Raw genomic sequence first — 23,043 nt, 5'->3', positions numbered from 1 at the left:
CTTGTATAATTCATAAATTTTTTTTAAGGAACTTTATATGACCTTGCTTTTTCCAGATGATTTGAAAAATGTAAAAAATATAGAGCTTTTTAAGGGTTCGCACTTTGTTTTTGCTAATTATATACAAAATAGTTCGAGTTTTAATCAAGCAGTAGCTGTTAATATGAACTGCTTAGTCTTGGTAAAAAAGGGTTTTAAGATAGTTCATACAAAGTATAAGGATTACCGTTTAGAAGAAGGGGAGGCGTTGTTTTTAAAGGCCGATAATCATATATTTTCCAACATAAAGGTAGAAAATGAAGCTTATGAAGCCGTGCTGCTATTTTTTGACAATGAAATTTTACTAGATTTTGCTAATAAGCATAAAGAAAAGCTTTATTTGAACGAAAATTTTGAGAATTTTGAAATCTTTGCACTCAAAAACTCATCTTTTTTAAGCTCGATTTTAAATAGCTTTGAGGAGTATTTAAGGCATTTTAATAAAGATAGCTTGTTAAAGCACAAACTAGAGGAGTTATTTTTATATATCTTGCTTGAAAACAAAGTCGTATTTACTGCGTTTTTAAGGGCTTTGATGCAGGAATTTGAGCTTGATTTATCCACTATCTTTTCATACTATGATAAGACTTATTTAACTGTTGCTGATATGGCAAATTCTGTCAATATGGACAATGCTTCTTTTACTAGGAAATTTAAAACTGTTTTTAAAAAGGCGCCAAAGCAGTATTTGGACGATAAAAGGTTTGAAAGAGCTGTATTTTTACTTGAATACTCTTCCAAAAATATAAGTGAAATTTGCTTAGAATGCGGATTTTCCTCGCTTTCTTGGTTTATTGAGAGATTTAAAAAGAAATTTAATCTCACTCCAAAACAGTATCAAAAATCAAAAAACTTGTATTTTTCTGCATAAAAATTATAGAAAAATATCCAAGAAAAGACTAAAATACCTCATAAAATTTTATGAAAGGTACAAAATGAGTAAGAAAATTTTACTAAGCGCTGTTTTGACAGCTTCGTTGTTCTCTTTTGCAAATGCAAAAGACATAAGCGGTTTTTCACACCCTGAAGGCTCTCTTATAACAAAAGACGCCGTTTATATAAGCAATCTTGGAGCAAAGCTAGACCCTATGGCTAAGGATAAGGACGGCTTCATATCCAAGCTTGATAAAAACGGAAAGCTTGTAGAGGCTAAATTCATAAGCTCAAATTTAAACGCCCCAAAAGGCATGGCAAATGTTGGTGATACCTTGATAGTGCTTGATATAGATAGGATACTTGCCTTTGATTTAAAAAGCAAAAAAGAGCTTTTTGTGGTGGATGTAAAGGGCGGAATTTTTCTAAACGATATAGCCCTGCTTGATGATAATACTGCTTTTATAAGCGACACAGGCACAGGCATAGTGCATAAATTCGACATCAAGTCTAAAAAGCTTGAAAATTTCGTAAGCTTAAACAAAGAATTCATGGGACCAAACGGACTTTTGCTAAGCAAGGATAAAAAAACACTTTACACAGTTACTTACGATGCGGCAGGGAAAGAAAAGGGAAGATTAGTAAGCATAAATTTGGCTGATAAATCTCAAAAATCCTTAACAGAGCCCATAGGTGCACTTGATGGCATAGTTTATGCGAAAAACGGCGATATACTTTTTTCATCTTGGGAGGACGGCAAAAATGGCACTCTTTATAGATATGATAGCAAGGGCAAGATTAGCAAGGAAAAGCCTTCAAATATGGGCGGTCCAGCTGATATGAGCACAGACGGAAAAACCCTTTACATACCTAAGATGATAGAATCAAAGGTTCTTAAGATAAAACTACCTTAAATCAAACTATCCCTAAGGGATAGTTTTAATCACAAAGTTAAGCAAAAAATTTATATCACCTAAAGCAGCACCGACTTTTTTACAACACAACTAAATAATAGAAAATTTTATAACAAAGAGAAAGATATTAAATTTAATTTTGCTATACATTTTAAAAGCCTTAAGTTATTAGCTTAAGGCTTATTTTATTTCAAACTTTCAAAATCCTTTACAGCATCAAGCCTTTCCCAAGGATAGTCCTTTTGTCCCACTTGCCCTCTTGCAGCCACATCAGCGTATAAGAAGCTATCTTTGCTAGGCTTATCAAGGGCAAATTTGTTTTTAATCCAATTTGGAGTTAAAGGGTAGTTTTTCATAACAAAATCACTTAAAACATTATCATCCACGCCCTCATTTGTCCCCATACAATCCACACTCACAGAGGTAGGCTCTGCAACGCCTATGGCGTAGCTTAGTTGAACTACACATTTTTTTGCTAGTTTTGCTGCTACTATATTTTTAGCAAGCCATCTAGCCGCATAAAGTCCGCTTCTATCAACTTTTGTATAGTCTTTGCTAGATTGTGCACCTCCTCCGATAGGAGAATAACCACCAAAACTATCGACTATAAGCTTTCTACCCGTTAAGCCACTATCGTGTAGGGAGCTGTGATTTACATATTTTCCTGTAGGATTTATTAAAATTCTAGTTTTTTCTGGGTGAAAAAGCTCTTTTGGCAAGTCACTTTCTAGTATAAGCTTCATAACAAGTTCTCTAAGCTCTTTTATATCCATACTTTCTACGCAAGGTGCGGATACTACTATGGTGTGTATGCTTTGAGGTTTGCATTCTTCAAAATTCTTTTTATTTGTGTAATCAATCGTAACTTGAGTTTTTATATCAACGCCTAATTTATCAGGATTTTTCCTTGCATATTCATAAACCTTATCACAAAGCTTTCTAGCGTAAGAAATAGCCGCTGGCATATACTCATCAGCCTCGCAGCTTGCAAAACCAAACATTATACCTTGATCTCCTGCTCCTATTTCTCCACTTTCTTGATCTACTCCTTGATTTATATCAGGGCTTTGCTCATTTAAAAAGACAAGCACTTCTACATCATCAGGGTGCAAGCATTGCTTATGCGTAAAGGCTGATTTTCCATCATATCCTATCTTTGCAAGTGCATTTTTAACAAGCTCATCATAATCTTTTTTGCTAAGTTTGTGCTTAGACTTTACTTCGCCTCCAATGACAACTTTATTTCCTGCGACAAAGACTTCACTCGCCACCCTTGAGTCTTTGTCATTGCTCAAGAGTATATCCACTATTGTATCAGCGATAATGTCAGCACACTTATCAGGGTGTCCCGGACTAACAACTTCAGAAGTGAATAGATACATATTTTTCCTTTCAAATAAATTGAACAAACATTGTAGTGTATAAGTCTTGCGAAATAGTAAAAAATTATTAATATGCTTAGTTATAATTGCTATCTATTTTTTTTGTAAGGGTAGGCTATGTTTAGGCTTTTTGTAATATTTATTTTTTGTATATCTTTTATGAATGCGAATTTTGAGGGCGTTTATGTGGCTGAGGATAAGGGCAAGAAAAATTTAGTAGAAATTTACAAGGTGGATGGTGTTTTTTACGGAGTTGGTTTTGCTAGTCTTGATGGGACTGTAAGCAAGGAGCTAGATAGCAAAAATCCTAATAAAGAGCTTAGAACTCGCACCATGACAGGAAGCGCCTTTTTATCAATAAGGTGCGTAGATGAAAAGACTTGCAAGGGTAGAATTTATAATTTTTATAGTGGGAAAAGCTATCCTATAAAGCAAGGCTTAACAGTGATGTCTTAGAACTTAAGGTTGATATAATCTTTGCTCCTACCTTGCGTTGGGAAAAATTAAGCGGTGCTAAGCTTGAGCAAATCAAGCAGCTAAGAATTGATATAAAGGATGTGGATTTGCGTATGAGCGAATGAATTTAAGCGCTTTGCAATCTTTGAAATTCATTCATTAAAAACTCTCTAAGTTCTTCGCTTTCTTTTTGCCCCTCTTCTAAAAAGTTGAGTAAGAGCTCATCTAATTTACTTAGAAAGTCAAATAATTCCTTTTGCCAAAGGCCATCGTCTTTTTTGCTTAAATTCATTGTCTGTATAAAGGTAAGTTCTCTGCTTAAATCACTTAGCTTTTCTAAAAACTCATCTTTTTTATCCTCATCTTTTACTTTCAATTTATCATCTTTAAGCAAGCTTTTAAATTCTCTTATTTTCTCATCTATAATGTCACAAAATTTAGGATAAACATCCGCCTTTATAGGCTCTAAAAGTGCGTTTTCATCTGCTTTTATAGTGAATTTTTGTATGGCAAAATAAAGCGCTAAAAAGGCTAGTGCGGCGATTAAAAGATAAAAACCAAGCATTAAAACTCGCCTTTGTATGAGGACATCCCGCCGTCTAAATTTACGCTATCAAGCCCAAGTGCTTCTTCTATCATATTTGCAGCCATAAAGCTTCTTTGTCCGGCTTTGCAAACAAAGGCTAGTTCTTTTCCGTCTTTGATTTTTGCCTTTACTTCATCTACAAAATTTGAATTTAAAAAGCCTCTATTATCATAAAGAGCCACTTTTTCAGCACCTGCTAACACGCCTTCTTCCCACTCAAAAGGACAGCGTACATCAAAAATTTGATACTTACTTAAATCAGCTTCGTTTATATGGATGTTTTTTATCATCACAAAGCCTTCGTTATGAATTTATTTAGTATCTCATTAAATTCTTTGGCATTTTTTACGCCAAGTCCTTCATTTAACTTCGCCATGTTTAAAAGAAGTATGGCCACATCGTGCGTATAGCTTTCATTTTCTTTTAGTTTTTGCAAAATTTCGTGCTTTAAATTTAGCTCTAAGATAGGCTTTATATCGCTATCTTGTCCCATTTGTTTTAAAAGTTGCTGCATGGCAAAATCAGGCTTGTCCTTGTCATAAACTATACAACAAGGGCTATCGTAAAGCCTTGAGCTAGCAAGCACATCGCTTACTTCATCTTTTAGAATTTCTTTAAATTTGGCTATAAGGCTTGCAAAGTCTTTTTGCTCCTCCTCACTTATTTTATTTTCCTCGTTTGCTTTATTAATGGCGCTAAATTTCAAGCCCTCAAATTCAGGTAGCATAGGCGCTATGATAGAATCTATCTCATCATCAAGGATTAAAACATCGATATTTTTGTGTTTGTAGCTTTCAAGCAGCGGCGAGTTCTTAAGTAAAGCCTCGTTTGTGCCCGTTATGTAAAAAATCTCTTTTTGCTCCTCTTTAATCTTTTCTTTATACTCTTTTAAGGAGATAAGTTTATTTTCATTTAAGCTTTTAAAAAGCATTAAATTTAAAAGTTTATCCCTTTCGGCAGAAAAGCCGTAAAGCCCTTCTTTTAATACCTTGCCAAAGATTACAAAAAAGTTTTCGTATTTTTCTTTATCTTTATTCATCAGTTTTTCAAGTTCATTTAATATCTTTTTTACGCTGGCTTCTTCTACGCTTTTTAAGATGATATTTTCTTGTAAAATTTCCCTGCTAACATTTAGTGGCAAATCCTCAACATCAACTATGCCTCTTACAAAGCGAAGATAAGTAGGAAGTAAATTTTTATCATCATCGCTTATAAAAACTCTTTTTACATAAAGCTTTAAATGGCTTTGATAATCTGTTCTATAAAGATCAAACGGAGCTACGCTTGGTATGTAAAAAAGTGTGTTATACTCTATCTTACCCTCTGATTTCGTGTGTATGCTAAGTAGGGGTTTGTTTGAATCGTGGAAATTTTGCTCATAAAATTTATCATAATCATCTTGTTTTAAAGAGGCTTTGTTTTGTCTCCAAAGGGCCTTTGCAGTGTTGATTTGCACTATCTTAAGTTCACTTTTGCTTTCTTTGCCGTCCTCGGCTGGCAGGTATTCTTCTTTTTCCATAAAGATAGGAAACTGTATGTGGTTAGAATACTTCGTAACTATGCTTTCTATGCGGTATGGATTTAAAAACTCCTCATCTTTTAAATGCAAAGTGATAGTCGTGCCAAAATCATCTTTTTGTGCTTCTTTTATATCATAACTTGAAGCGTCAGAACTCCATAAAAAAGCCTTTTCATCAAGCACTTTTTTGCTTAGAACCTCTACCTTATCAGCCACCATAAAAGCGGAGTAAAAGCCTACGCCAAACTGGCCTATGAGCTGAGAATCTTTTTTCATATCCCCGCTTAAACTTTGCAAAAAGCTTTTTGTGCCCGATTTTGCTATGGTGCCAAGATTATTGTTTAAATCCTCCTCATTCATGCCTATGCCATTGTCGCTAATGCTTAAAATTTTATTTTTAGCGTCAAATTTTATTTCTATGCGAGGCTCAAATTTTATCTTTTTATACGCATCATCACTAACTGTGAGTAAATTTAGCTTATCTAGCGCATCACTAGCATTTGATATAAGCTCTCTTAAAAAAATCTCTTTGTTTGAGTATAAAGAGTGTATCATAAGTTGTAAGAGTTGATTTACCTCTGTTTTAAATTCCATTATTCATCCTTTCTTTATCAAGTATTTCTTGCATTTTTTTTCTTGTGTTTTCTAGCCATTGTTCATCGCTAGTATCTATCAAATCAAGGCAGATGATTTTTAATGTGCCAGAGCCAAGCTCAAAAGATTTGCTATCTAAAATTTTAGAAGAATCAACTATAAGCAAGGCTTGAACCTTTAAATTTAGTTTATCAGCTATAATCTTAGCTCCGCTTTGAAATTTTAAAAGCTTAGAGCCTCTAGCCCTCGTTCCTTCTGGAAATATCGCTAAAACCCTGCCTTCATCTAGCCTTTCTTTGGCTTCTTTTAAAATCCTTACTATGTCTCTTGGGTTTTTTCTATCTACACAGATAAGTTTTGGCTTTGTCGTGCAAATCTTAAAGATAGGAATTTGGGATAATTCCTTTTTTGCTACCCAAACTATGTTTTTTGGGTAAATTTTTTCAAGGGCTATGATATCAAGCATGCTTTGATGGTTCATAACAATCATTTGTGCTTCTTGATTTATCTCACCCACAAGCTCTACTTCAAATGGTATTATCTTACTTTGAAGCTTCGCCCAAGCCTTTCTAATACGCCAAATTCTATCCTGAGAATTTGTAAAAGAAAAAAGTATAAAGATAGCAAAGGCATTAAAAATTATAAAGATAAAATAAAATAAAGCCTTAATTTTTCTGCAAATCTTTCTCATCAACCCAACCTATCTTGCCGTTTTTAAACAAGACTTTTTTGTAATTTTGCCTGCTAGTTAAGACATCTACCTCTTCTTCTTGCGAGCTTGTGTAAAAATAAGTAGAATTTTCGGTAGGAAGCAGCTTGGCACTTGTATTGGCCTTTATGGTGGCTTTGTAAGATGAGCTCACAACGAAAAAGCTTAGTATAAAAACTATAAGTGCTATAGCTAAAAATACATAGCTTCTTTTGAAAATATAAACGAAAGCACACACAGCAGCGATAATCCACAGGGCAAGTTGCTTGTAAAAGTCCATGGCATTTACTGTTGGATTTAAATCACTTTGTGTATTTACCGTTTCGTTAGAGCTTAGCTCAACGGCTAAATTTATCTCTTCAAGCTTGTTGCTTTGGGTGTTAAAATAGCTAAAAGAAAGCTCGTTTTTGCTCGGCGCAAAGATAGCAGAGTAAAAGGCTGAGGATGAGTTAAAGTCCCCATTTACATTGTCTATTCTTTGTTTGACTAAGGTTGTGTCGTTTGCTATGTTAAAATTATTTAAATTTGCATTTTTTGCGCTAAGTTCTACAATCATAACCAAATTTTTATCATCAAAACGGTTCGTTCTAAATTTCTTTACCTTTAGTTCGCTGGCTACTAAATTTGCGTAGTTTTTATCGGCATTTACTCTTTTAAATCTTATATTCTCTATGTTTAAAGTAGTATCTTGAAATGGAACCTTATTTCTAGTTAAGGAAATTGTGATGTTATTTAGCTTTGCGTTTGTGCTTTTTGCTTCAAACCACAAAGAGGCCTTGTATTCGCCTTGCACTTTTTCCCATTTTACATCCTTGTTTAAGAATGCCAAATCATTATTTTTATCCAAATCAACCCTAAAGCCAAATTCGGAACTTTCATCTGTCTTTGCGTAAATTGTGATAGGGAAAACCTCGCCTACATAATAATCTTTTTTATAATCAAGCACCCGTAAGGCTAAGGATGAAAGTCCTCGTATGTTATTTACAGTGCCTTCTATATTAACTTCTTTTTCTTCGCTTTGTGATATATTTTTATAAATTTGAATTTCGGTTTCATTTAACTTTATCTCAGCATTTAAAAAAGAAAGTCCTAGTAAAAATACCGCAAGTAAAATTCTCATAAAAATCCCTTTAACATCTTAAGTCCTATATCGCTGCCAAGCACCTTATCGCAGGCTCTTTCAGGATGAGGCATGAGAGCAAAAATTTTTTTATTTTCATCGCAAATTCCTGCTATATCATCTTTTGAGCCGTTTGGATTGTCTATGTATTTTAAAAGGATCATATCCTTATCGTAAAGCATTTTTAGGGTTTCATCATCAACGTAGTAATTACCCTCGCCGTGCGCTATAGGAATGCTTATTTCATCGTTTTTATTAAAATGTCTTAAAAAAACATTATCATTTGACACAACCCTTAGTTTTTGAGGCTTTGAGATAAAATTTAAACTTTCATTGTGCTTCATCGCGCCTTTTAACAGCTTCAGTTCTAAAAGAATTTGAAAGCCATTGCAAATTCCAAGTATGTAGCCTCCATTTTTTGCGTGTTCTAAAACTGTTTTCATGGCAGGAGAAAATTTAGCAATAGCCCCGCACCTTAGGTAATCTCCGTAAGAAAAACCGCCGGGCAAGATGATTAAATCAGCCTTAAAATCCTCTCTTTCATGCCAGATTAGCTCTGCTTTTACTCCAAGCTTTTCAAAGGCGTAAATGGTGTCATACTCGCAGTTTGTGCCAAGAAATTGTATTACAGCTACTTTCATATAAGTATCTCGTAATCTTCTATAACAGTATTTACCAAAATTTCCTCGCACATATTTTGCACCAAAATTTTGGCCTTTTCTTTGTCTGTTTCATCCAAGTCTATTTTTATTTGCTTTGCTACTTTTACATCTTTTACTGTATTGAAATTTAAAGAATGCAAAGCATTTTGTATAGTCTTACCTTGAGGGTCTAACACGCCTTGTTTTAAAAAAATATTTACCGTAACTATCATTTCTCATCTTTCAAAATTCGTCTTAAAACTTCTTCATAAGCCACTTTAACAGAGCCTAAATTTTGTCTAAACCTGTCTTTATCCAGCTTTTCGTTTGTATCTTTGTCCCAAAAGCGACAACTATCAGGGCTTATCTCATCAGCTAGGATTATTTCGCCGTTTTTATCCTTACCAAATTCTATCTTAAAGTCAATCAGTCTTAGTTTTCTTTCAGCAAAAAAGATAAGCAAAATTTCATTTATCTTTCTTGCTTTTTGTTTTATAAGCTCTATTTCATCTTTATTAGATACTAAATTTAAGAGTAAACAATGCTCATCATTTATAAAAGGGTCGCCCAAAGCGTCATCTTTTAGGCAGAATTCCACCAAGGCAAAGGGTAAAATTTCGCCGTCTTTTATGCCAAGTCTTTTGCTAAGCGAGCCTGTGGCAACATTTCTTACTATGACTTCTATCTTGATTATCTCGCATTTTTTTACAAGTTGCTCATTTTTGCTGATTTTTTCCACAAGATGAGTTTTAATACCATTTTTTTCAAGCAATTCAAAAAGCTTGGTGCTAATCTCGCAGTTTAATGCACCTTTTCCACTTTCGCTGCCTTTTTTTTCGGCATTAAAAGCGGTTAAGTCATCTTTAAATTCGCTAAGCAAGACATTTTCGTCATTTGTTTTAAAAAGCTTCTTTGCCTTGCCCTCGTATAGTAAATCTTTTTTTTCTATCATTTATAAGTCCTAGTTAAATTTAGAATTTTAACGGTATCAACAGCTGATTTAAGCTGTGCGTCGTTATTTATCTCTTCTTTTGTGATTATATCCTTAGACTTTTTATCACTTTTTACATCCTCTTTTTTCTCACTTGGTGCTTCGCCTTGTAAGTGTTGTTTTAGGTTGGTTTCTTTTATGCTAAAGCTTTCGTCTTGAGTTATTTTGCCAGCACCTATTTCTATGTCAGGCTTAACGCCCACTGCTTGTATGGTTCTGCCGCTTGGCAAATAATATCTTGCTATGGTTAGCTTTAATGCCTCGTTTTCGCTTATAGGCATTATGCTTTGCACGCTACCTTTTCCAAAGGTGTTTTCTCCAACTACCACTGCTCTTTTTAAATCTTGCAAGGCCCCGCTTACTATCTCGCTAGCACTAGCACTTCCGGCATTAACAAGCACAACTAAGGATACATCTGTAATTTTTTTGCTAGCTAATGCTTTGTGTTCTTTGTTTTCGCCTTCTATGCGACCCTTTTGAGATACTATCACGCCCTCATCGACAAATAAATTTGTAAGCTCTATGGCTTGGTCTAGCAGGCCTCCTGGGTTGTTTCTTAAATCAAGCACTATGCCTTTTACATCAGGGTATTTTTTGATTTGCTTGCTTGCCTGGTTTGCTACATTTTGGTCAAAGCTAGTAACCCTAAGATAAAGTATGTTTTCATCCTCTATAAGCTTTGCATACACGCTTTCTATCTTTATGATGTCTCTTATGAGCTTGATTTCTATCGGTTTTGTGACATTTTTTCTTAGTATTGTTATATTAATTGGTGTTCTTGGCTTTCCTCTCATTTTACTTACTGCTTCATCAAGCTTCATATCTATGGTTGCTTCATCATCTATCTTTATGATTATATCTCCAGCCTTTATACCGGCTTTATCAGCAGGAGTTCCTTCAATCGGAGCTATAACAGTTAAAGCATTATCTTTCATGCCAACAGTTATGCCAAGTCCGCCAAATTCGCCCTTTGTCTGAATTTTCATATCAGCAAAAGCCTTTTCATCCAAAAAAGCAGAATGAGCGTCTAAATTTGAAAGCAGCCCAGATATTGATTTATCCACCAAATCACTTAAATTTTCATCATCAACATAATACTGTTCTATTATGGATAATGTCTTTGAGTATTTATTAAAGGCATCAAGCCTTTTTTGCATATCTTGCTTGTCTGTTATTTCTTTATTTGCAGCGTATGTATTTTGAGTTAAGATAAAACAAAATAAAGTAGCAGCAAAAAAGCCAAAAACGCTCGCAATTCTTCTATTTGTTTTCAAAATATCTCCAATCTAAATTATTTACTTACTCTTTCTATATATTCACCCTTTGTGGTATCTACTCTTATGGTTTCGCCCTCTAAGACATGAAAAGGAATTTGTACCACAGCTCCTGTTTCAAGTGTGGCTGGTTTTTTATTTGAACCCTGGGTATCGCCTTTGAAATTTGGTGCGGTTTCTATGATTTTTAGTTCCACAACCTGTGGCACTTCTATATCTATAGCCTTGCCGTTGTGAAAAAGCACAGAAACATTCATCCCGTCTAAAATCCATTTTTTAGCCTCGCCCACATCGCTTGAAGCTATGCCTACTTGCTCATATGTTTCATTGTCCATAAACTGACAAAACTCGCCCTCATCGTAGAGGTATTGCATTTTCTTTTCTTCTAAATTTGGAGCCTCACATTTATCTCCTGCGTGAAAGGTTTTTTCTAAAACCTTGCCATCTATGAAAGATTTTATTTTTATTCTTACAAAGGCTGGTCCTTTGCCAGGTTTTACGTGTTGATACTCAACTATCTTAAATGGAATTCCATCAATTTCTATCTTTAAGCCTTTTTTTAAATCACCCATGGAGTAAGTAGCCATATTTGTCCTTTTCAAAAAATAAAAGCCTTATTCTAACAAAAAAATATTACAAATTAGTGTTTATTTTTGTTTTTTAAATTTGTAAGATTTCAAGAGTTGGCAAATAAAGATTAGATATAAAACTTTCAAGTAGGATAAAAAAGAAAATAAATTTATTAAGGCTTTTTTGTTAGACTTTCATAAAGCATAGCAGACGTTTGCTTCCTTTTGGAAGAGGAAAGTCCGAGCTGCAAAAGACAAGCATTGCATCTAACGGATGCCTAGAGTAATCTAAGGGAAAGTGCAACAGAAAGCAAACTACCGCTTAGGCGGAAAAGGTGAAACGGTGAGGTAAGAGCTTACCAGCAAATTTGGTAACAAATTTGGCTATGTAAACCCAATGTGCAGCAAGAAGGTATGGTTTTTGTCTTTATTTTAACCCTTCGCTTGAGCTTATTTGTGAAAATAAGCCTAGATAAATAAACGTTTAATACAGAACTCGGCTTATAGCTATGCTTTTATATTCAAAGCTTTTTTGATGATGAAATCAGCGCCATTTTTTTCTAAAATTTCTTTTAAGCCACTTGATATTATTTCTAAATTCATGGAAAAAATAGAGTTTAAAATCAATTTTTCATCTTTTAACTCATCTTGGGTAAAAATTTGACACAAAGCCTTATCTTGTAAGAATTTGGCATTAAAATACTGATGATTTTTAGCAGCAAAAGGATAGGGTATAAAGATACTTGGTAAATTATTTGCACATAGTTCAAAAAGAGTGCTAGCACCAGATCTTGCTATAGCTAAATCAGCCTTTGCCACCCTTTCATATAAGTTTTTATCAAAGTCAAAAAGTTCTACTTTTACACCTAAGCTTTCATATTCTTTTTTACATCTTTCATACTCATTTTTTCCGCATTGATGCACTATCTTAACACCTTTTTCATCTAGGCTTTTTGCTAGTTTTAAGGCTAAATCATTTATAAATTTAGCCCCTTGAGAGCCACCTAAAAAGATGATACTTTCAAGCTTTTTGCGAGTTCTTGCTGTATCAAAAAAAACTTCATTTACAGGATAAGAGCAAAATGTCTTTTCAAAGGATGAGAAAAATTCCTTGCAAAAGGGCTTTAAAAGAGAGTTTAAAAAGCCTTTTTTTGAATTTTGCTCGTGTATGAATAAGTTTTTATTTGAAAAAAAAGTAGCAAAAGAAGCTGGGGCTGAGGAGTAGCCGCCTACGCTAAAAACGTCTTTTACCTTGTGTTTGTTTAGGATTTTTCTAGCTTTTAAACTTGCTTTTAAGATTTGCAAAAAGGATAGAATTTTTTTAAAGCCTTTTTGATTTACCACGCCCTTGCTTTCTAAAAAGTATTTATGAGAAAAGAGTTTTGAGTTTTCAAACCAAGCCCTATCTTGCCCAAAGTTTGAACCTATGTAAATGCACTCTATGTCAGATTTAGCAGCACTTAAAGCTAAAGCCTTTGCTATACTTAAGTGTCCGCCGGTGCCTCCTCCTGTTATAGCTATTATCATAATTTAACCTTTTTTGAAATCATTAAAACACAGCCCAAGGCTATACAAATAGACCACATAGAACTTCCCCCATAGCTTAAAAGCGGCACAGCAACGCCTTTTAAAGGAGTTAGCGAGATGATACCAAAGGCATTCATAAAGAAAGAAAAGAGTAAAAGCAATGCCACACCGGAACAGAATATAAAATGCACCTTGTTCTCGCAGCGACCAGCTATCTTAAATATCCTTAAAATCATTAGCAAATACAAGATACAAATCACCGCAAGCCCCACAAGTCCTATTTCTTCAGTTATGCCTGCTAAGACAAAGTCAGTATGCACCTCACTTAAAAATCCTAGCTTAAAAATTCCAAGCCCAAGCCCTTCGCCAAAAAAGCCTCCGTGTGCTATGGCGTTTAGTGAGTGCGAAATTTGATAAGGCTCTGAATTTGAGCTAACCTTTACGATTTGCACTAGCCAATCTGGAAAAAAAGGTAAAAAGGCGTCTTGGATATTGCCCCACCAATTTGAAATTCTTTCTATGCGTCTTTGCGAGCTAAAGATAACTAAAAAGCCTATCATAGTGGCTATCACAAGCCCAAAGGCAAAGAGTTTTTTACTAGCTCCAGCAAAAAATGCCAAAGCAAGTATAATGAAAAAGGAAATCACGCTTTGTCCTAAATCATTTTGCGTGATGTAAATGTAGCCTATGACTATGATAGCTACTATCATATAAGGAAGCAGTATTAAAATTTCACTTTTTATGGCCTTTTTACTGTCATCAATGCGTCTTGTATAAGACCAAGCAAGAAAATAAATAAGACCTATTTTAAAAAACTCAACCGGTGAAATTGAAATAGGACCAAGTCTTATCCACCTTTTTGCACCTCCGCTTGCTGTGGCTAAATTTGCAGGCAAAAAGGGCAAGATGATGATAGCTATAAAAGATATGAGTAGCAAGGCTATCATAAGCTTGTGAAATAAAGCTGTGTCGGGATTTATTTGAGATATAAAAAACATTATAAGAATTCCGCTTATGCCAAAGGCTAGCTGTCTTATAAAAAAATGAAAATCATCATAACCTAAATAAAGCACAGTAAAGGCACTTAAAGAGTATGAAAAAACTATGCCTATGGTTATTAAAATGGAGCTTAAGTAAAATAATTTCTTATCCGCAAACAAATATAAGTCCTAAAAATTCAAAAATAAGGCTAATTTTATAAAACTTTGCCTTAAAGCTTAGTTACTTAAAAATATAAATTTATATTAAAAATTAGCTCTTTATTAGTATAATACTTAGATAAATTTTTCGCAGGATAAGCTTATGATTCATAAAATTTTAATTGCCAACCGTGGGGAAATTGCCGTTAGGGTGATTAGAGCTTGTAGGGATTTACATATAAAAAATGTAGCGGTTTTTACAGAACCTGACAGAGAGTGTTTGCATGTAAAAATAGCTGATGAAGCCTATAGGATAGGAACTGATGCTATTAGAGGTTATTTGGATGCTAAAAGGATAGTAGAGATTGCAAAGGCTTGTAAGGCTGATGCCATCCACCCAGGATATGGCTTTTTAAGTGAAAATTATGAATTTGCTAAAGAATGTGAGGACGCCGGCATTATTTTCATAGGGCCAAAATCAGACATCATAAGAAAAATGGGCAATAAAAACATAGCAAGATATTTAATGCATAAAAACGGAATTCCAATAGTTCCAGGCACTGATAAACTAAACAATCACAGCATGGACGAGATTAAATTATTTGCTGAAAAAATAGGTTATCCGGTTATCTTAAAGGCAAGCGGAGGTGGCGGTGGTAGGGGAATTCGCGTAGTGCATAAAGAAGAAGAGCTTGAAAGTGCTTTTGATTCTTGCAAAAGAGAGGCTCTTAGCTTTTTTAATAATGATGAAGTTTTTATGGAAAAATACATAGAAAATCCGCGTCACATAGAATTTCAAATTCTAGGCGATAATTACGGCAACATCATCCATCTTTGCGAAAGGGACTGTTCTATACAAAGAAGACATCAAAAGCTTATAGAAATAGCACCTTGTCCTAGCATATCTGCAAATTTAAGAAAAACCATAGGTGTTACAGCAGTGGCCGCTGCTAAGGCTGTTGGTTATACTAATGCTGGAACTATCGAGTTTTTGCTTGATGATTACAACAATTTTTATTTTATGGAGATGAATACAAGAATTCAAGTTGAGCACCCTGTTACCGAGGAGATTACGGGCGTAGATTTGATTGTGCGTCAAATTCGTATAGCAGCCGGGGCTATTCTTGATTTGCAACAAAGCGATATAGTTCCTAGAGGTTACGCTATTGAGGCAAGGATTACGGCTGAAAATGTATGGAAAAATTTTATCCCAAATCCAGGAACCATAGGTGAGTATTACCCAGCTTTAGGACCTGGCGTAAGGGTCGATACTCATATATATAAGGGTTATACTGTGCCGCCTTTTTATGATTCTTTGCTAGCAAAACTCATAGTAAAGGCTGGTAGCTTTGAACTTGTTGTAAATAAACTACAAAGAGCCTTGAAAGAATTCACCATAGATGATATAAGAAGCACTATACCATTTTTGATAGCAATTACTAAGATAAAAGAATTTAGAAGAGGGTATTTTGACACTTCTTTTATAGAAACGCATATGCAAGAATTGTTAGAAAAAACAGAGGACAGACACCAAGAAAACAAAGAAGAGGTTATAGCAGCCATAGCAGCAACCTTGAAAAAGATTAGAGAAAGTAGAGAATAATGGACTTTGTAGATAGTTTAAAAAACATAAAAGAAGAGATGATAAAAGAAGCTTCGGTTCAAAAAGAAGAGGAGAATGAAGCAAAAGAACAAAGACTTAGAAATGAATTTTTCGAGCTTGTAAAGGATAGCAATATCAAAAGAAAATAACATGCAAATACTAAGTTTATGTTCCTTAGAACACGACTGTCCTTATCTTGAAAATAAATTTTTACGCAATGAGTACAACATAGTTTTTAATTGCTCTAAAAAGCTTAATCAAGAGCTAATTAGCAGGGGTTGGCGTCGTTTTGGCAAATTCTTTTCAAGGCCTATTTGCAGGGACTGCAATGAGTGCGTGAGTTATAGGATTAAGGTTGATGATTTTAAGCTTTCAAGGCAGTTCAAAAGAGTTCTTAAGAAAAATCAAAATACAAAACTTTTGATAGACAAGCCCGGCGTTAGCAACGAAAGGCTTTATATTTACAACAAATACCACAAATACATGCAAGAAAAAAGAGCCTGGGAAGAAAATACCATGCGTTTTTCGCAGTATTATTCTTTATATGTGGATGGAGACGAGAATTTTGGTTATGAGCTTAGATTTTATGTTGATAATAAGCTTGTTTGCGTTGATTTGATTGATATCTTAGAGGATGGAATTTCTAGTATTTATTGCTATTATGACCCTGATTTTTCTTATTTAAATTTGGGCAAATTTTCTTTATTAAAAGAGATTGAAATAGCGAAAAATAGAGGGCTTAAATATATTTATCTAGGATATTTTGTAAAAGGGTGTCAATCTTTATCGTATAAAGCCGATTATACCCCAAATGAAATTTTAAAAATGACAAGTTCATTATATGAAGTTGCAAATTTGTGGGAGAGTAATGATGCAAATAGTGCAAAGCTTAGAGTCTATAAGTGTTAATACAGACGACATAGACATTTTTCACTATCTAAAAGAGCTTATTACAAAGAATTTTTCTAGGGTTTTGGGTAGAAAAGATAAGATTTTTTCATTTTTTGAGGAAAATGAGATACCTCAAAGAAAGTATTTTCTAAAATTACTTGAGAAAAAATACCACGACAAAAATTCAAAAGACATACAAAATTTAAGCGAGGCCTACCATAAGACCTTTAGGTTAAATTTTAAGCAAGAAAACACCCTAAGAGCCATAATAGAAATAGAGGTTAAATTTGTTGGAACTTCCTTAGTTTTTGTCTTTAAAAACAAGGAAAAACTTTTCGTATCTTACATAAAGCAGTATTTTAAAGAGCATAATACTAGATACGATGATGATAAAAAAATGCTTTTTATAGATTATAAGGATGAGAATACCTTTAATCTTTTTGAAAGCTTTGCCTGCGTGAGCGAGCATTTAAAATATTGCGTTGATTTTATAATAAATAGCGATGAGTATCAAAATTTCAAGCAAACAGCTCACAAAAAAGAGGCTAATAAATGGAAATTTAACGCTTTGGCTAAGTTATTTAGCACCTATTTTCAAGTGCTTGATTGCAAACCAAGTGATGATTTAAGCAAGATTAGACAGCAGTATCTCATAATGGTAAAGATGTATCACCCTGATTTTCACCAAGATGCGAGCGTGGAGCAAAGGATGTATTGCAGAGAGCAGTTTGAAAAAATTCAAATCGCTTATGATAATTTAAAATCCTTGTATAAAAACAACGGCTAAACCACCATAAAAATGCGTGACTAAAGCATAGGCATTTTATAGTCTTTGTTGAATTCTTTTATGGCGTCTTTTAGGCGTCAAAATTCTTTATCGCAACACAAGTGAGAGTTTTTTACTGCGTTTTACCTATAAATTAACCAGAACTTGCTAGAATAAGCCTCTAAAAATTAAAAGGAATATTATGAAAAAGATTTTTTCGGTGTTTTTATTTGTATTTATCATATTAAGCTCTGCTAAGGCTGAGGTGGATGGCTTGTTCATAGGCGGTGGTTTGGGTTATGCTTCTACCACTATAAAGCCTCAAAATGTCAACGCAGATAATTTAAATTTACATTTAATTATGGGGCATAAGCTCTTTTTTGACGACAATATAGGCTTAAGAGTGTATGGAAATTTTTTGTATGATTGGATGAATGGAATTTCAAGGACTATAAATGCGGGAAGCTACTATCACTTGGGTGCAAATGTTGATTTTTTGTATAATTTTATAAACCGCGGCTACACCTCTTACGGTGCCTTTGTTGGCTTAAATTTAGGCTTTACTTTTTGGAACACCACAAGCCTTGATACTTACTTAAATTTTGGCTTAAGAGCTGCCTTTAATGAAGCGCATTCCGCAGAGCTTGCTTTTAGGGTTCCTTTTGCTTATCACACGTTAAATTCAAGCACGGGACAAAGAGGCAGACAAGTTTTTAACCCTATGCTAAGATATGTTTATACCCTGCCTAGCTACTAAAAATTCTCAAAACTTATGAGAATTTTTTGCCTTTTTTTCTCACTTTTTCTTTACCTAAAAGCAAATGATAATGTTTCTTTGATAATGGCAGGAGATGCCTTGCTTCATAGCAGGGTTTATAAGGACGCTATGTTTAAGGATAAAAACTCAAGCAAGATAAGTTTTGATTTTACAAAAATCTTAAGTCCGCTTCAAAAACTCATTTCAAGCTATGATTTAGCCTTTTATAATCAAGAAAGTTTGCTTGGCGGCACAGAACTTGGGCTTAGCTCTTATCCAAATTTCAATTCTCCAAAAGAATTTGGCGATGCTATGCTAAAACTTGGTTTTAATTTAGTTTCTTTGGCAAATAATCACAGCTTAGATAAAGGAGAAAAGGGAGTTTTATCCTCTCTTAAGTATTGGAATAAACAAAATTTCTTGCTTCATGCTGGAACTTATCTCTCAAATGAAGATAAAAACTCACTTAGTTTTTTTAATATAAATGGCATTAAATTTGGCTTACTAGCTTATACTTACGGGCTTAATGGGCATTCTTTGACAAAGCCTTTTTTAGTCTCTTTGATAGATAAAAAGCAGATGAAAAAAGATATACAAAGGCTTAGAAAAGATGTTGATGTGCTTTTAGTTTCCTTGCACTGGGGCGATGAGTATGTTTTTAAGCCAAGCAAAGAGCAAAAAGAACTTGCCAAATTTCTAGCTTCTTTGGATGTAGATGTTATCATCGGCACGCACTCGCATGTTATAGCACCCATTGAATTTATAGATGATACCTTGGTGATTTACTCTTTAGGAAATTTCTTATCCGCACAAAATGAGCTTGAAAAGCGGGTAGGACTTTTGGTAGGACTTATTTTTGAAAAAGATGAAAAAAGGGCTAGAATTTCAAAGTTAGGCTTTGAGTTTATTTACACTTATAGAGATAGTAAGGATAGAAATTTTAGGGTCTATCCCTTTAGAGATTTAAACGAAAGTATTTTGCCAAACCACAAAGACATACAAAAGCAATATGAAAAAATAGTGCTTGATTTAAATAAAAGCATTCAAACAAGTTTGCCTAGATGAGTTTTAATTATAAGGCTATTAAGATGAAATTTAAAAAAATCCAAGCCAAATTTACAAAAAACAAGAATGCTGGAGTGCTTTAATTAAATAAATTTCTAACGCTAAAAAATTCGCGTTAGAAATGGAGCTACTTTCTTATTAAAGCTCTTTGATTAGGCTTTTTATGTGCTTTATGCTTTTTTTCACACCTTCTTTTTGTAAAAGTAAAAGTCTTTCTAAGGCTTCTTTGCTCACTTCTTGAGGGTAGTAATACTGCATTGCCTTAAGCTCATCAAACAAAGGTTTTTCAAGCTTAAAAGCTCCTTTAAACTCACTCACACCCCCGCAGCCTAACTCTCTTTTAAAAGTGGCACAGTAAGGATAGCACTGCTCTATGTTTATCCTTTCTAAGCCTTGTTTTTTAAGGATTTGAAGGAGGGCTTTTATATTGATATTTCCCTCTCCTAAAGGCACACCGCAAACATAATTTTGCCCATCTTCAGCAAAAACTATATGATCCTTTGCGTGTGTGCTTATGATAAACTTAGCCATATTTTCACACGCTTTCACAGGCTCTTCAAAAGCCATCATAGAATTTCCAAAGTCAAACAAAAGCCTAACTCTAGGGTGCTTGATAAGATTTAGCAAATCAAGCAAATCCTGTGAGCTTTGATACTCGTGATTTTCTATAGCTAGATACAAATCATTTTCCTCTAAAAGAGGAATTAGCGCCTTTATTTCTTTAGCACTTGCTAAAAACTCCTCCTTATCAAAGGCAGCGTGAATTTTAGAATCATCATACGCTCCCTCACTAGCACTTTTTACTTTTTTGTTTTTATCCGTTAGAGGCACATAGCTTCTTATAATTTTTGCATTTAGTGCCTTACAAACCCTAGCTATCTTTTGAAATTTAGCAAGCTCAAAGCCCTTTGCGTCTATCTCGCAGTAAAAAGCATACTCATCAAGCTTTTGTCTAAGTTTTTTTAAATGCTCCTCCTCATCACTTCCTAAACAGCCCCAGTTCTCATCAAGCCCGTAATCTTTTATGATGTTTATAATCACTCCATCAAGTCCTAGCTCTTTAGCAAAATCACAAAAGGAAAAGATGTCCATTTTATGGTTTTGAAACCAAAGATGCATACTTTCTGTTTCTAAGCCTAGTTTCATTGTTTCTCCTTAAGCTAGCTGTGCTTGTTTGCTTTTAATTCTTTTTAAAAGATAAGTGCTTACTAAAATTCCACACAGAGCAAAAAAGCCCATTATGCTAAAGACTATCTTATAGCCTAGAATCCCTTCATAAGTATCTATGATAAAGCCGTAAAGTGCAAAGCAAAAAAGCTGTGGCGAGTAACCAAAGATGCAGGCTATACTCATAGCCGCACCGCTGATTTCTCTAGGCATTTGTATCTCATCAACAGGAGCAAAAAAGGTCGCTCTCATCGTAAAGACTATGGCGGCAAAGCCTAGGGTTAAGCACATACCAAGATAGATATTTAGGCTTTCGTGCGGCATAAAAACAAAGATAAGCATAGCAAGAGCAGCCAAAATAAGAGCAAATCTTAAGTATCTAGTTGAGGAGTGAAAGACCTTATCCGCACAATACCCTCCAATTGGTCCTCCAACAAGCTTTAGGGTGTATTGATTGATAATGCCATACGCTCCTGCTAAAGCCACAGGCATACCATAAATATCCTTTAAGAAAGGCACAAAATAAATAAGTCCGCAGTAAATGGAGTAGATAGTAAAGATAGTCAAAGAAACTATCCAAATTTCAGGCGTTTTAATCGCTTTCATCACGCCTTGCCAAGCGGCTTTGTTTTTGCTGATTTCATTACCTTTTTCATCTTTGGTATTAATCTTATCATCTTCTAGTAAGAAATATGCCAAAACCCCTGCCACGATAACACAAAGACTATAAAAGATTATCGCAGCCTTTAATCCTCCAGCACCAGAGCCTAAAAGCACGAAAATTCCTAAAGCAGAAAAAGCAACTATGGTATCAACTACGCCACGACCAGCTTCTAAAAAGCCAAAGAGCCTGCCTTGTTGGGTGGAATCTCCAAGCAAACGAATAGCCTTAAGTAAAACAGGCCAATACACCACCTCGCCAAATAAAGACAAAAGCCCCCAAGCGATTAATATCCCATAAAAGCTAGGAAAAGAAGCGATATAAAAGCCTATAAGTCCAACGCAAATCAAAGAAAAGGGTATCAAAATCTTTTTTGAAAACCTATCGGCGATGTAGATGGAGGCGAAATTTCCCACCGTTTGCACTATGCCATAGACCGAGAGGGCTAGGCCTATTTGGGTATTGCTTAAATTCATAAATTCTTGCATAGGCACATAAAAGGCATCTTTAAGTGAGGAGAGCTTAAAAACCGTGCCTCCACCGATAACCAAAACTATGAAGGTAAACCACCTAATAGGCTTTGCGGAACTCATTTTTTCTCCTTTTGATAATATTTTATTATCAATCTTTGCATAGTTTTTAATAAGTTTTTATTAAATTTTTAGCAAAAATCAAAAAAAAAAAAAACAGGTTACGCAAAGTAGCAAATTCTTAAATAAGAGCGTAAAAGCTGTATTTTGATGAACTTTTTTGCATTTTTTATTTTAGGTTTATAAATTAGACAAAATCACAGTTTGTCTATCGCAGCAAAGGCTTTTTTGCAAAAGTTTGCATATGTTTTTCTATACTCTTTTTGCCAACAGTCTTGAAGTACGAATTTATCATATAGCAAAGCCCCCCCCCCATCGCTTGCATAAGAGCCGTTAGCATATCTATTGGCAACCACCTTGCGTATTAGCACTAAAGATGGCACTTGCAATATATCGCATACATGAACTTGCCCTGTATCAATTGATATGAGATAATCAAGCTTGGAAGAAAAATGAAACAAAGAAGCGATACTTTCATCATTCACAAAGCTTTTTAAATTTTTGCTTTCATCTATGTTTATTCGCAAGGTATTGTGTTTAAAATTCAAAAGAACGAATAAATATTTAGGATAAGTTAAAGCTAGATTTTGTGCTAAATTTATCCACTGTCTTGGAAAGAAGTTATGGCCAAGACTTTCTGAGTAATTTGCGAAAGGATTTAAGGCTATGATTTTTTCGTATTTATTGTCTAGTTTATTAAAAAACATATCGCTTAATTCGCTTTTGTATGGAAGACAGCTTTTTAAATTTGAAAAATTTACCTTATTTATATTTTCCTCGTAGTGTTTTTCATCTATGGCTTTTACCAATTTTAAATTTACTTCACTCATATGTAGTTTAGATCTAAAAAATAATCTTGGAGTGTGAAAATAAGAAGACATTATACTTACAAAATGTGGAAAAACTATAACTTTTTTTAAATTTAGCCTTTTTAGTTCTTTAAAAAAAGTAGAGGATCTCCTAACTGATATAAAAATATCCGGATTTAGTTTTTTTAAATCTGTGCAAAAATCATTAAAAAAGAAAACTTCATCTAAAAAGCTTATATTTTTTAGAAAATTTTTATCTTGAAATCCATCTATAAAAAGAATAAGTTTATAGTCAGGATATAAACACTTTGTGGCGTAAAGTGCTTTAAAACATACAAAAAGATCGCCAAAACCACCGGCGTGAAATACTATGTTTTTCATATAAACTCCTCATACATAAA

General features: G+C 34.1%; 25 protein-coding genes and 1 other RNA gene. 10 read left to right on the top strand and 16 right to left on the bottom strand.

Annotated elements, in window-relative coordinates; genetic code table 11:
• The first annotated feature begins 37 nt into the window (after positions 1-37).
• Entirely contained in the window at positions 38-910 is an 873-nt protein-coding gene (locus CAV_RS05185; protein WP_094325435.1) for a helix-turn-helix domain-containing protein, read from the top strand.
• Between the two features lie 64 nt (positions 911-974).
• Complete coding sequence (locus CAV_RS05180; protein WP_094325434.1) at positions 975-1,826, top strand: SMP-30/gluconolactonase/LRE family protein; 852 nt, start codon at positions 975-977, stop codon at positions 1,824-1,826.
• 185 nt (positions 1,827-2,011) lie between these two features.
• Here the strand turns inward: CAV_RS05180 and metK are convergent, their stop codons facing one another.
• A complete protein-coding gene (metK, locus tag CAV_RS05175; protein ID WP_094325433.1) occupies positions 2,012-3,208 on the bottom strand; it encodes a methionine adenosyltransferase in 1,197 nt (398 codons plus the stop codon).
• Between the two features lie 117 nt (positions 3,209-3,325).
• Here metK and CAV_RS05170 point away from each other — a divergent pair, with 117 nt between their 5' ends.
• Entirely contained in the window at positions 3,326-3,664 is a 339-nt protein-coding gene (locus CAV_RS05170) for a DUF2147 domain-containing protein (RefSeq protein ID WP_094325432.1), read from the top strand.
• A gap of 127 nt (positions 3,665-3,791) precedes the next feature.
• Here the strand turns inward: CAV_RS05170 and CAV_RS05165 are convergent, their stop codons facing one another.
• Genes CAV_RS05165 through efp form a run of 10 tightly spaced genes read right to left on the bottom strand, consistent with a single transcriptional unit; the run spans position 3,792 to position 11,685 of the window.
• The gene (locus CAV_RS05165; RefSeq protein ID WP_094325431.1) at positions 3,792-4,229 is read right to left on the bottom strand and encodes a hypothetical protein; all 438 of its coding nucleotides are present in this window, start codon (positions 4,227-4,229) and stop codon (positions 3,792-3,794) included.
• Positions 4,229-4,540, bottom strand: a complete 312-nt coding sequence (locus CAV_RS05160; RefSeq protein ID WP_094325430.1) for a rhodanese-like domain-containing protein — start codon at positions 4,538-4,540, stop codon at positions 4,229-4,231. Before CAV_RS05160 ends, CAV_RS05165 begins: the two co-directional genes overlap by 1 nt.
• Positions 4,540-6,363: a molecular chaperone HtpG gene (gene htpG / locus CAV_RS05155; protein WP_094325429.1), complete on the bottom strand. Its 1,824-nt coding sequence runs from the start codon at positions 6,361-6,363 to the stop codon at positions 4,540-4,542. Before htpG ends, CAV_RS05160 begins: the two co-directional genes overlap by 1 nt.
• A complete protein-coding gene (locus CAV_RS05150) occupies positions 6,353-7,054 on the bottom strand; it encodes a lysophospholipid acyltransferase family protein (RefSeq protein ID WP_094325428.1) in 702 nt (233 codons plus the stop codon). Before CAV_RS05150 ends, htpG begins: the two co-directional genes overlap by 11 nt.
• Entirely contained in the window at positions 7,029-8,192 is a 1,164-nt protein-coding gene (locus CAV_RS05145) for a hypothetical protein (protein WP_094325427.1), read from the bottom strand. Before CAV_RS05145 ends, CAV_RS05150 begins: the two co-directional genes overlap by 26 nt.
• Positions 8,189-8,833 (bottom strand): phosphoribosylformylglycinamidine synthase subunit PurQ, encoded by a 645-nt coding sequence (gene purQ / locus CAV_RS05140; protein WP_094325426.1) that lies wholly within the window; start codon positions 8,831-8,833, stop codon positions 8,189-8,191. The genes CAV_RS05145 and purQ overlap by 4 nt, the downstream gene beginning before the upstream one ends.
• Positions 8,830-9,066: a phosphoribosylformylglycinamidine synthase subunit PurS gene (gene purS / locus CAV_RS05135; protein ID WP_094325425.1), complete on the bottom strand. Its 237-nt coding sequence runs from the start codon at positions 9,064-9,066 to the stop codon at positions 8,830-8,832. The genes purQ and purS overlap by 4 nt, the downstream gene beginning before the upstream one ends.
• Complete coding sequence (gene purC, locus CAV_RS05130; protein ID WP_094325553.1) at positions 9,063-9,782, bottom strand: phosphoribosylaminoimidazolesuccinocarboxamide synthase; 720 nt, start codon at positions 9,780-9,782, stop codon at positions 9,063-9,065. Before purC ends, purS begins: the two co-directional genes overlap by 4 nt.
• Positions 9,782-11,098: a S41 family peptidase gene (locus CAV_RS05125; RefSeq protein ID WP_390088771.1), complete on the bottom strand. Its 1,317-nt coding sequence runs from the start codon at positions 11,096-11,098 to the stop codon at positions 9,782-9,784. Before CAV_RS05125 ends, purC begins: the two co-directional genes overlap by 1 nt.
• Before the next feature lie 17 nt (positions 11,099-11,115).
• Positions 11,116-11,685 (bottom strand): elongation factor P, encoded by a 570-nt coding sequence (gene efp / locus CAV_RS05120; RefSeq protein WP_094325423.1) that lies wholly within the window; start codon positions 11,683-11,685, stop codon positions 11,116-11,118.
• A gap of 181 nt (positions 11,686-11,866) precedes the next feature.
• Here efp and rnpB point away from each other — a divergent pair.
• Positions 11,867-12,187: RNase P RNA component class A (gene rnpB / locus CAV_RS05115), an RNA gene on the top strand.
• Here rnpB and murG read toward each other — a convergent pair.
• Together murG and ftsW are read right to left on the bottom strand one after the other, a co-directional pair.
• Positions 12,175-13,194, bottom strand: coding sequence for an undecaprenyldiphospho-muramoylpentapeptide beta-N-acetylglucosaminyltransferase (gene murG / locus CAV_RS05110; protein WP_094752828.1), 1,020 nt, complete (start codon positions 13,192-13,194; stop codon positions 12,175-12,177). The genes rnpB and murG overlap by 13 nt on opposite strands.
• Positions 13,191-14,354 (bottom strand): putative lipid II flippase FtsW, encoded by a 1,164-nt coding sequence (gene ftsW, locus CAV_RS05105; RefSeq protein ID WP_094752827.1) that lies wholly within the window; start codon positions 14,352-14,354, stop codon positions 13,191-13,193. The genes murG and ftsW overlap by 4 nt, the downstream gene beginning before the upstream one ends.
• Before the next feature lie 142 nt (positions 14,355-14,496).
• On the opposite strand from ftsW, the gene CAV_RS05100 reads away from it, so the two are divergent.
• The 6 genes from CAV_RS05100 (at position 14,497) to CAV_RS05080 (ending at position 19,415) form a co-directional block, all read left to right on the top strand.
• Positions 14,497-15,936: an acetyl-CoA carboxylase subunit A gene (locus CAV_RS05100; protein ID WP_094325420.1), complete on the top strand. Its 1,440-nt coding sequence runs from the start codon at positions 14,497-14,499 to the stop codon at positions 15,934-15,936.
• Complete coding sequence (locus tag CAV_RS08880; protein ID WP_157676326.1) at positions 15,936-16,085, top strand: hypothetical protein; 150 nt, start codon at positions 15,936-15,938, stop codon at positions 16,083-16,085. Before CAV_RS05100 ends, CAV_RS08880 begins: the two co-directional genes overlap by 1 nt.
• Position 16,086: 1 nt before the next feature.
• On the top strand, positions 16,087-16,845 hold the full coding sequence (locus tag CAV_RS05095) for an arginyltransferase (protein ID WP_094325419.1): 759 nt from the start codon (positions 16,087-16,089) through the stop codon (positions 16,843-16,845).
• On the top strand, positions 16,808-17,614 hold the full coding sequence (locus tag CAV_RS05090; RefSeq protein WP_094325552.1) for an adenylosuccinate lyase: 807 nt from the start codon (positions 16,808-16,810) through the stop codon (positions 17,612-17,614). Before CAV_RS05095 ends, CAV_RS05090 begins: the two co-directional genes overlap by 38 nt.
• A gap of 181 nt (positions 17,615-17,795) precedes the next feature.
• Positions 17,796-18,350 (top strand): outer membrane beta-barrel protein, encoded by a 555-nt coding sequence (locus CAV_RS05085; RefSeq protein WP_094325418.1) that lies wholly within the window; start codon positions 17,796-17,798, stop codon positions 18,348-18,350.
• A gap of 15 nt (positions 18,351-18,365) precedes the next feature.
• The gene (locus CAV_RS05080) at positions 18,366-19,415 is read left to right on the top strand and encodes a CapA family protein (RefSeq protein ID WP_094325417.1); all 1,050 of its coding nucleotides are present in this window, start codon (positions 18,366-18,368) and stop codon (positions 19,413-19,415) included.
• A 138-nt stretch (positions 19,416-19,553) separates the two neighbouring features.
• Here CAV_RS05080 and CAV_RS05075 read toward each other — a convergent pair whose 3' ends face one another.
• The 3 genes from CAV_RS05075 to CAV_RS05065 form a co-directional block, all read right to left on the bottom strand.
• Entirely contained in the window at positions 19,554-20,561 is a 1,008-nt protein-coding gene (locus tag CAV_RS05075) for a sugar phosphate isomerase/epimerase family protein (RefSeq protein WP_094325416.1), read from the bottom strand.
• Positions 20,562-20,570: 9 nt separating this feature from the next.
• Positions 20,571-21,836, bottom strand: a complete 1,266-nt coding sequence (locus CAV_RS05070) for an MFS transporter (protein WP_094325415.1) — start codon at positions 21,834-21,836, stop codon at positions 20,571-20,573.
• Positions 21,837-22,030: 194 nt separating this feature from the next.
• Positions 22,031-23,023 carry a glycosyltransferase family 9 protein gene (locus tag CAV_RS05065; protein ID WP_094325414.1) on the bottom strand — a complete coding sequence of 331 codons (993 nt, stop codon included), beginning with the start codon at positions 23,021-23,023 and terminating at the stop codon, positions 22,031-22,033.
• Positions 23,024-23,043 lie beyond the last annotated feature (20 nt).

This window comes from Campylobacter avium LMG 24591, assembly GCF_002238335.1.
GTDB lineage: Bacteria > Campylobacterota > Campylobacteria > Campylobacterales > Campylobacteraceae > Campylobacter_D > Campylobacter_D avium.
The sequence above is the reverse complement of the archived record's forward strand: the minus strand, read 5'-3'. Positions and strand labels throughout refer to the sequence as shown.

Excerpts from the sequence above, each read along its gene's own strand:
- CAV_RS05185 (WP_094325435.1), top strand. The coding sequence starts at position 38 with ATGACCTTGCTTTTTCCAGATGATTTGAAAAATGTAAAAAATATAGAG.
- CAV_RS05180 (WP_094325434.1), top strand. The coding sequence starts at position 975 with ATGAGTAAGAAAATTTTACTAAGCGCTGTTTTGACAGCTTCGTTGTTC.
- metK (WP_094325433.1), bottom strand. The coding sequence starts at position 3,208 with ATGTATCTATTCACTTCTGAAGTTGTTAGTCCGGGACACCCTGATAAG.
- CAV_RS05170 (WP_094325432.1), top strand. The coding sequence starts at position 3,326 with ATGTTTAGGCTTTTTGTAATATTTATTTTTTGTATATCTTTTATGAAT.
- CAV_RS05165 (WP_094325431.1), bottom strand. The coding sequence starts at position 4,229 with ATGCTTGGTTTTTATCTTTTAATCGCCGCACTAGCCTTTTTAGCGCTT.
- CAV_RS05160 (WP_094325430.1), bottom strand. The coding sequence starts at position 4,540 with ATGATAAAAAACATCCATATAAACGAAGCTGATTTAAGTAAGTATCAA.
- htpG (WP_094325429.1), bottom strand. The coding sequence starts at position 6,363 with ATGGAATTTAAAACAGAGGTAAATCAACTCTTACAACTTATGATACAC.
- CAV_RS05150 (WP_094325428.1), bottom strand. The coding sequence starts at position 7,054 with ATGAGAAAGATTTGCAGAAAAATTAAGGCTTTATTTTATTTTATCTTT.
- CAV_RS05145 (WP_094325427.1), bottom strand. The coding sequence starts at position 8,192 with ATGAGAATTTTACTTGCGGTATTTTTACTAGGACTTTCTTTTTTAAAT.
- purQ (WP_094325426.1), bottom strand. The coding sequence starts at position 8,833 with ATGAAAGTAGCTGTAATACAATTTCTTGGCACAAACTGCGAGTATGAC.
- purS (WP_094325425.1), bottom strand. The coding sequence starts at position 9,066 with ATGATAGTTACGGTAAATATTTTTTTAAAACAAGGCGTGTTAGACCCT.
- efp (WP_094325423.1), bottom strand. The coding sequence starts at position 11,685 with ATGGCTACTTACTCCATGGGTGATTTAAAAAAAGGCTTAAAGATAGAA.
- murG (WP_094752828.1), bottom strand. The coding sequence starts at position 13,194 with ATGATAATAGCTATAACAGGAGGAGGCACCGGCGGACACTTAAGTATA.
- CAV_RS05100 (WP_094325420.1), top strand. The coding sequence starts at position 14,497 with ATGATTCATAAAATTTTAATTGCCAACCGTGGGGAAATTGCCGTTAGG.
- CAV_RS08880 (WP_157676326.1), top strand. The coding sequence starts at position 15,936 with ATGGACTTTGTAGATAGTTTAAAAAACATAAAAGAAGAGATGATAAAA.
- CAV_RS05095 (WP_094325419.1), top strand. The coding sequence starts at position 16,087 with ATGCAAATACTAAGTTTATGTTCCTTAGAACACGACTGTCCTTATCTT.
- CAV_RS05090 (WP_094325552.1), top strand. The coding sequence starts at position 16,808 with ATGCAAATAGTGCAAAGCTTAGAGTCTATAAGTGTTAATACAGACGAC.
- CAV_RS05085 (WP_094325418.1), top strand. The coding sequence starts at position 17,796 with ATGAAAAAGATTTTTTCGGTGTTTTTATTTGTATTTATCATATTAAGC.
- CAV_RS05080 (WP_094325417.1), top strand. The coding sequence starts at position 18,366 with ATGAGAATTTTTTGCCTTTTTTTCTCACTTTTTCTTTACCTAAAAGCA.
- CAV_RS05075 (WP_094325416.1), bottom strand. The coding sequence starts at position 20,561 with ATGAAACTAGGCTTAGAAACAGAAAGTATGCATCTTTGGTTTCAAAAC.
- CAV_RS05070 (WP_094325415.1), bottom strand. The coding sequence starts at position 21,836 with ATGAGTTCCGCAAAGCCTATTAGGTGGTTTACCTTCATAGTTTTGGTT.
- CAV_RS05065 (WP_094325414.1), bottom strand. The coding sequence starts at position 23,023 with ATGAAAAACATAGTATTTCACGCCGGTGGTTTTGGCGATCTTTTTGTA.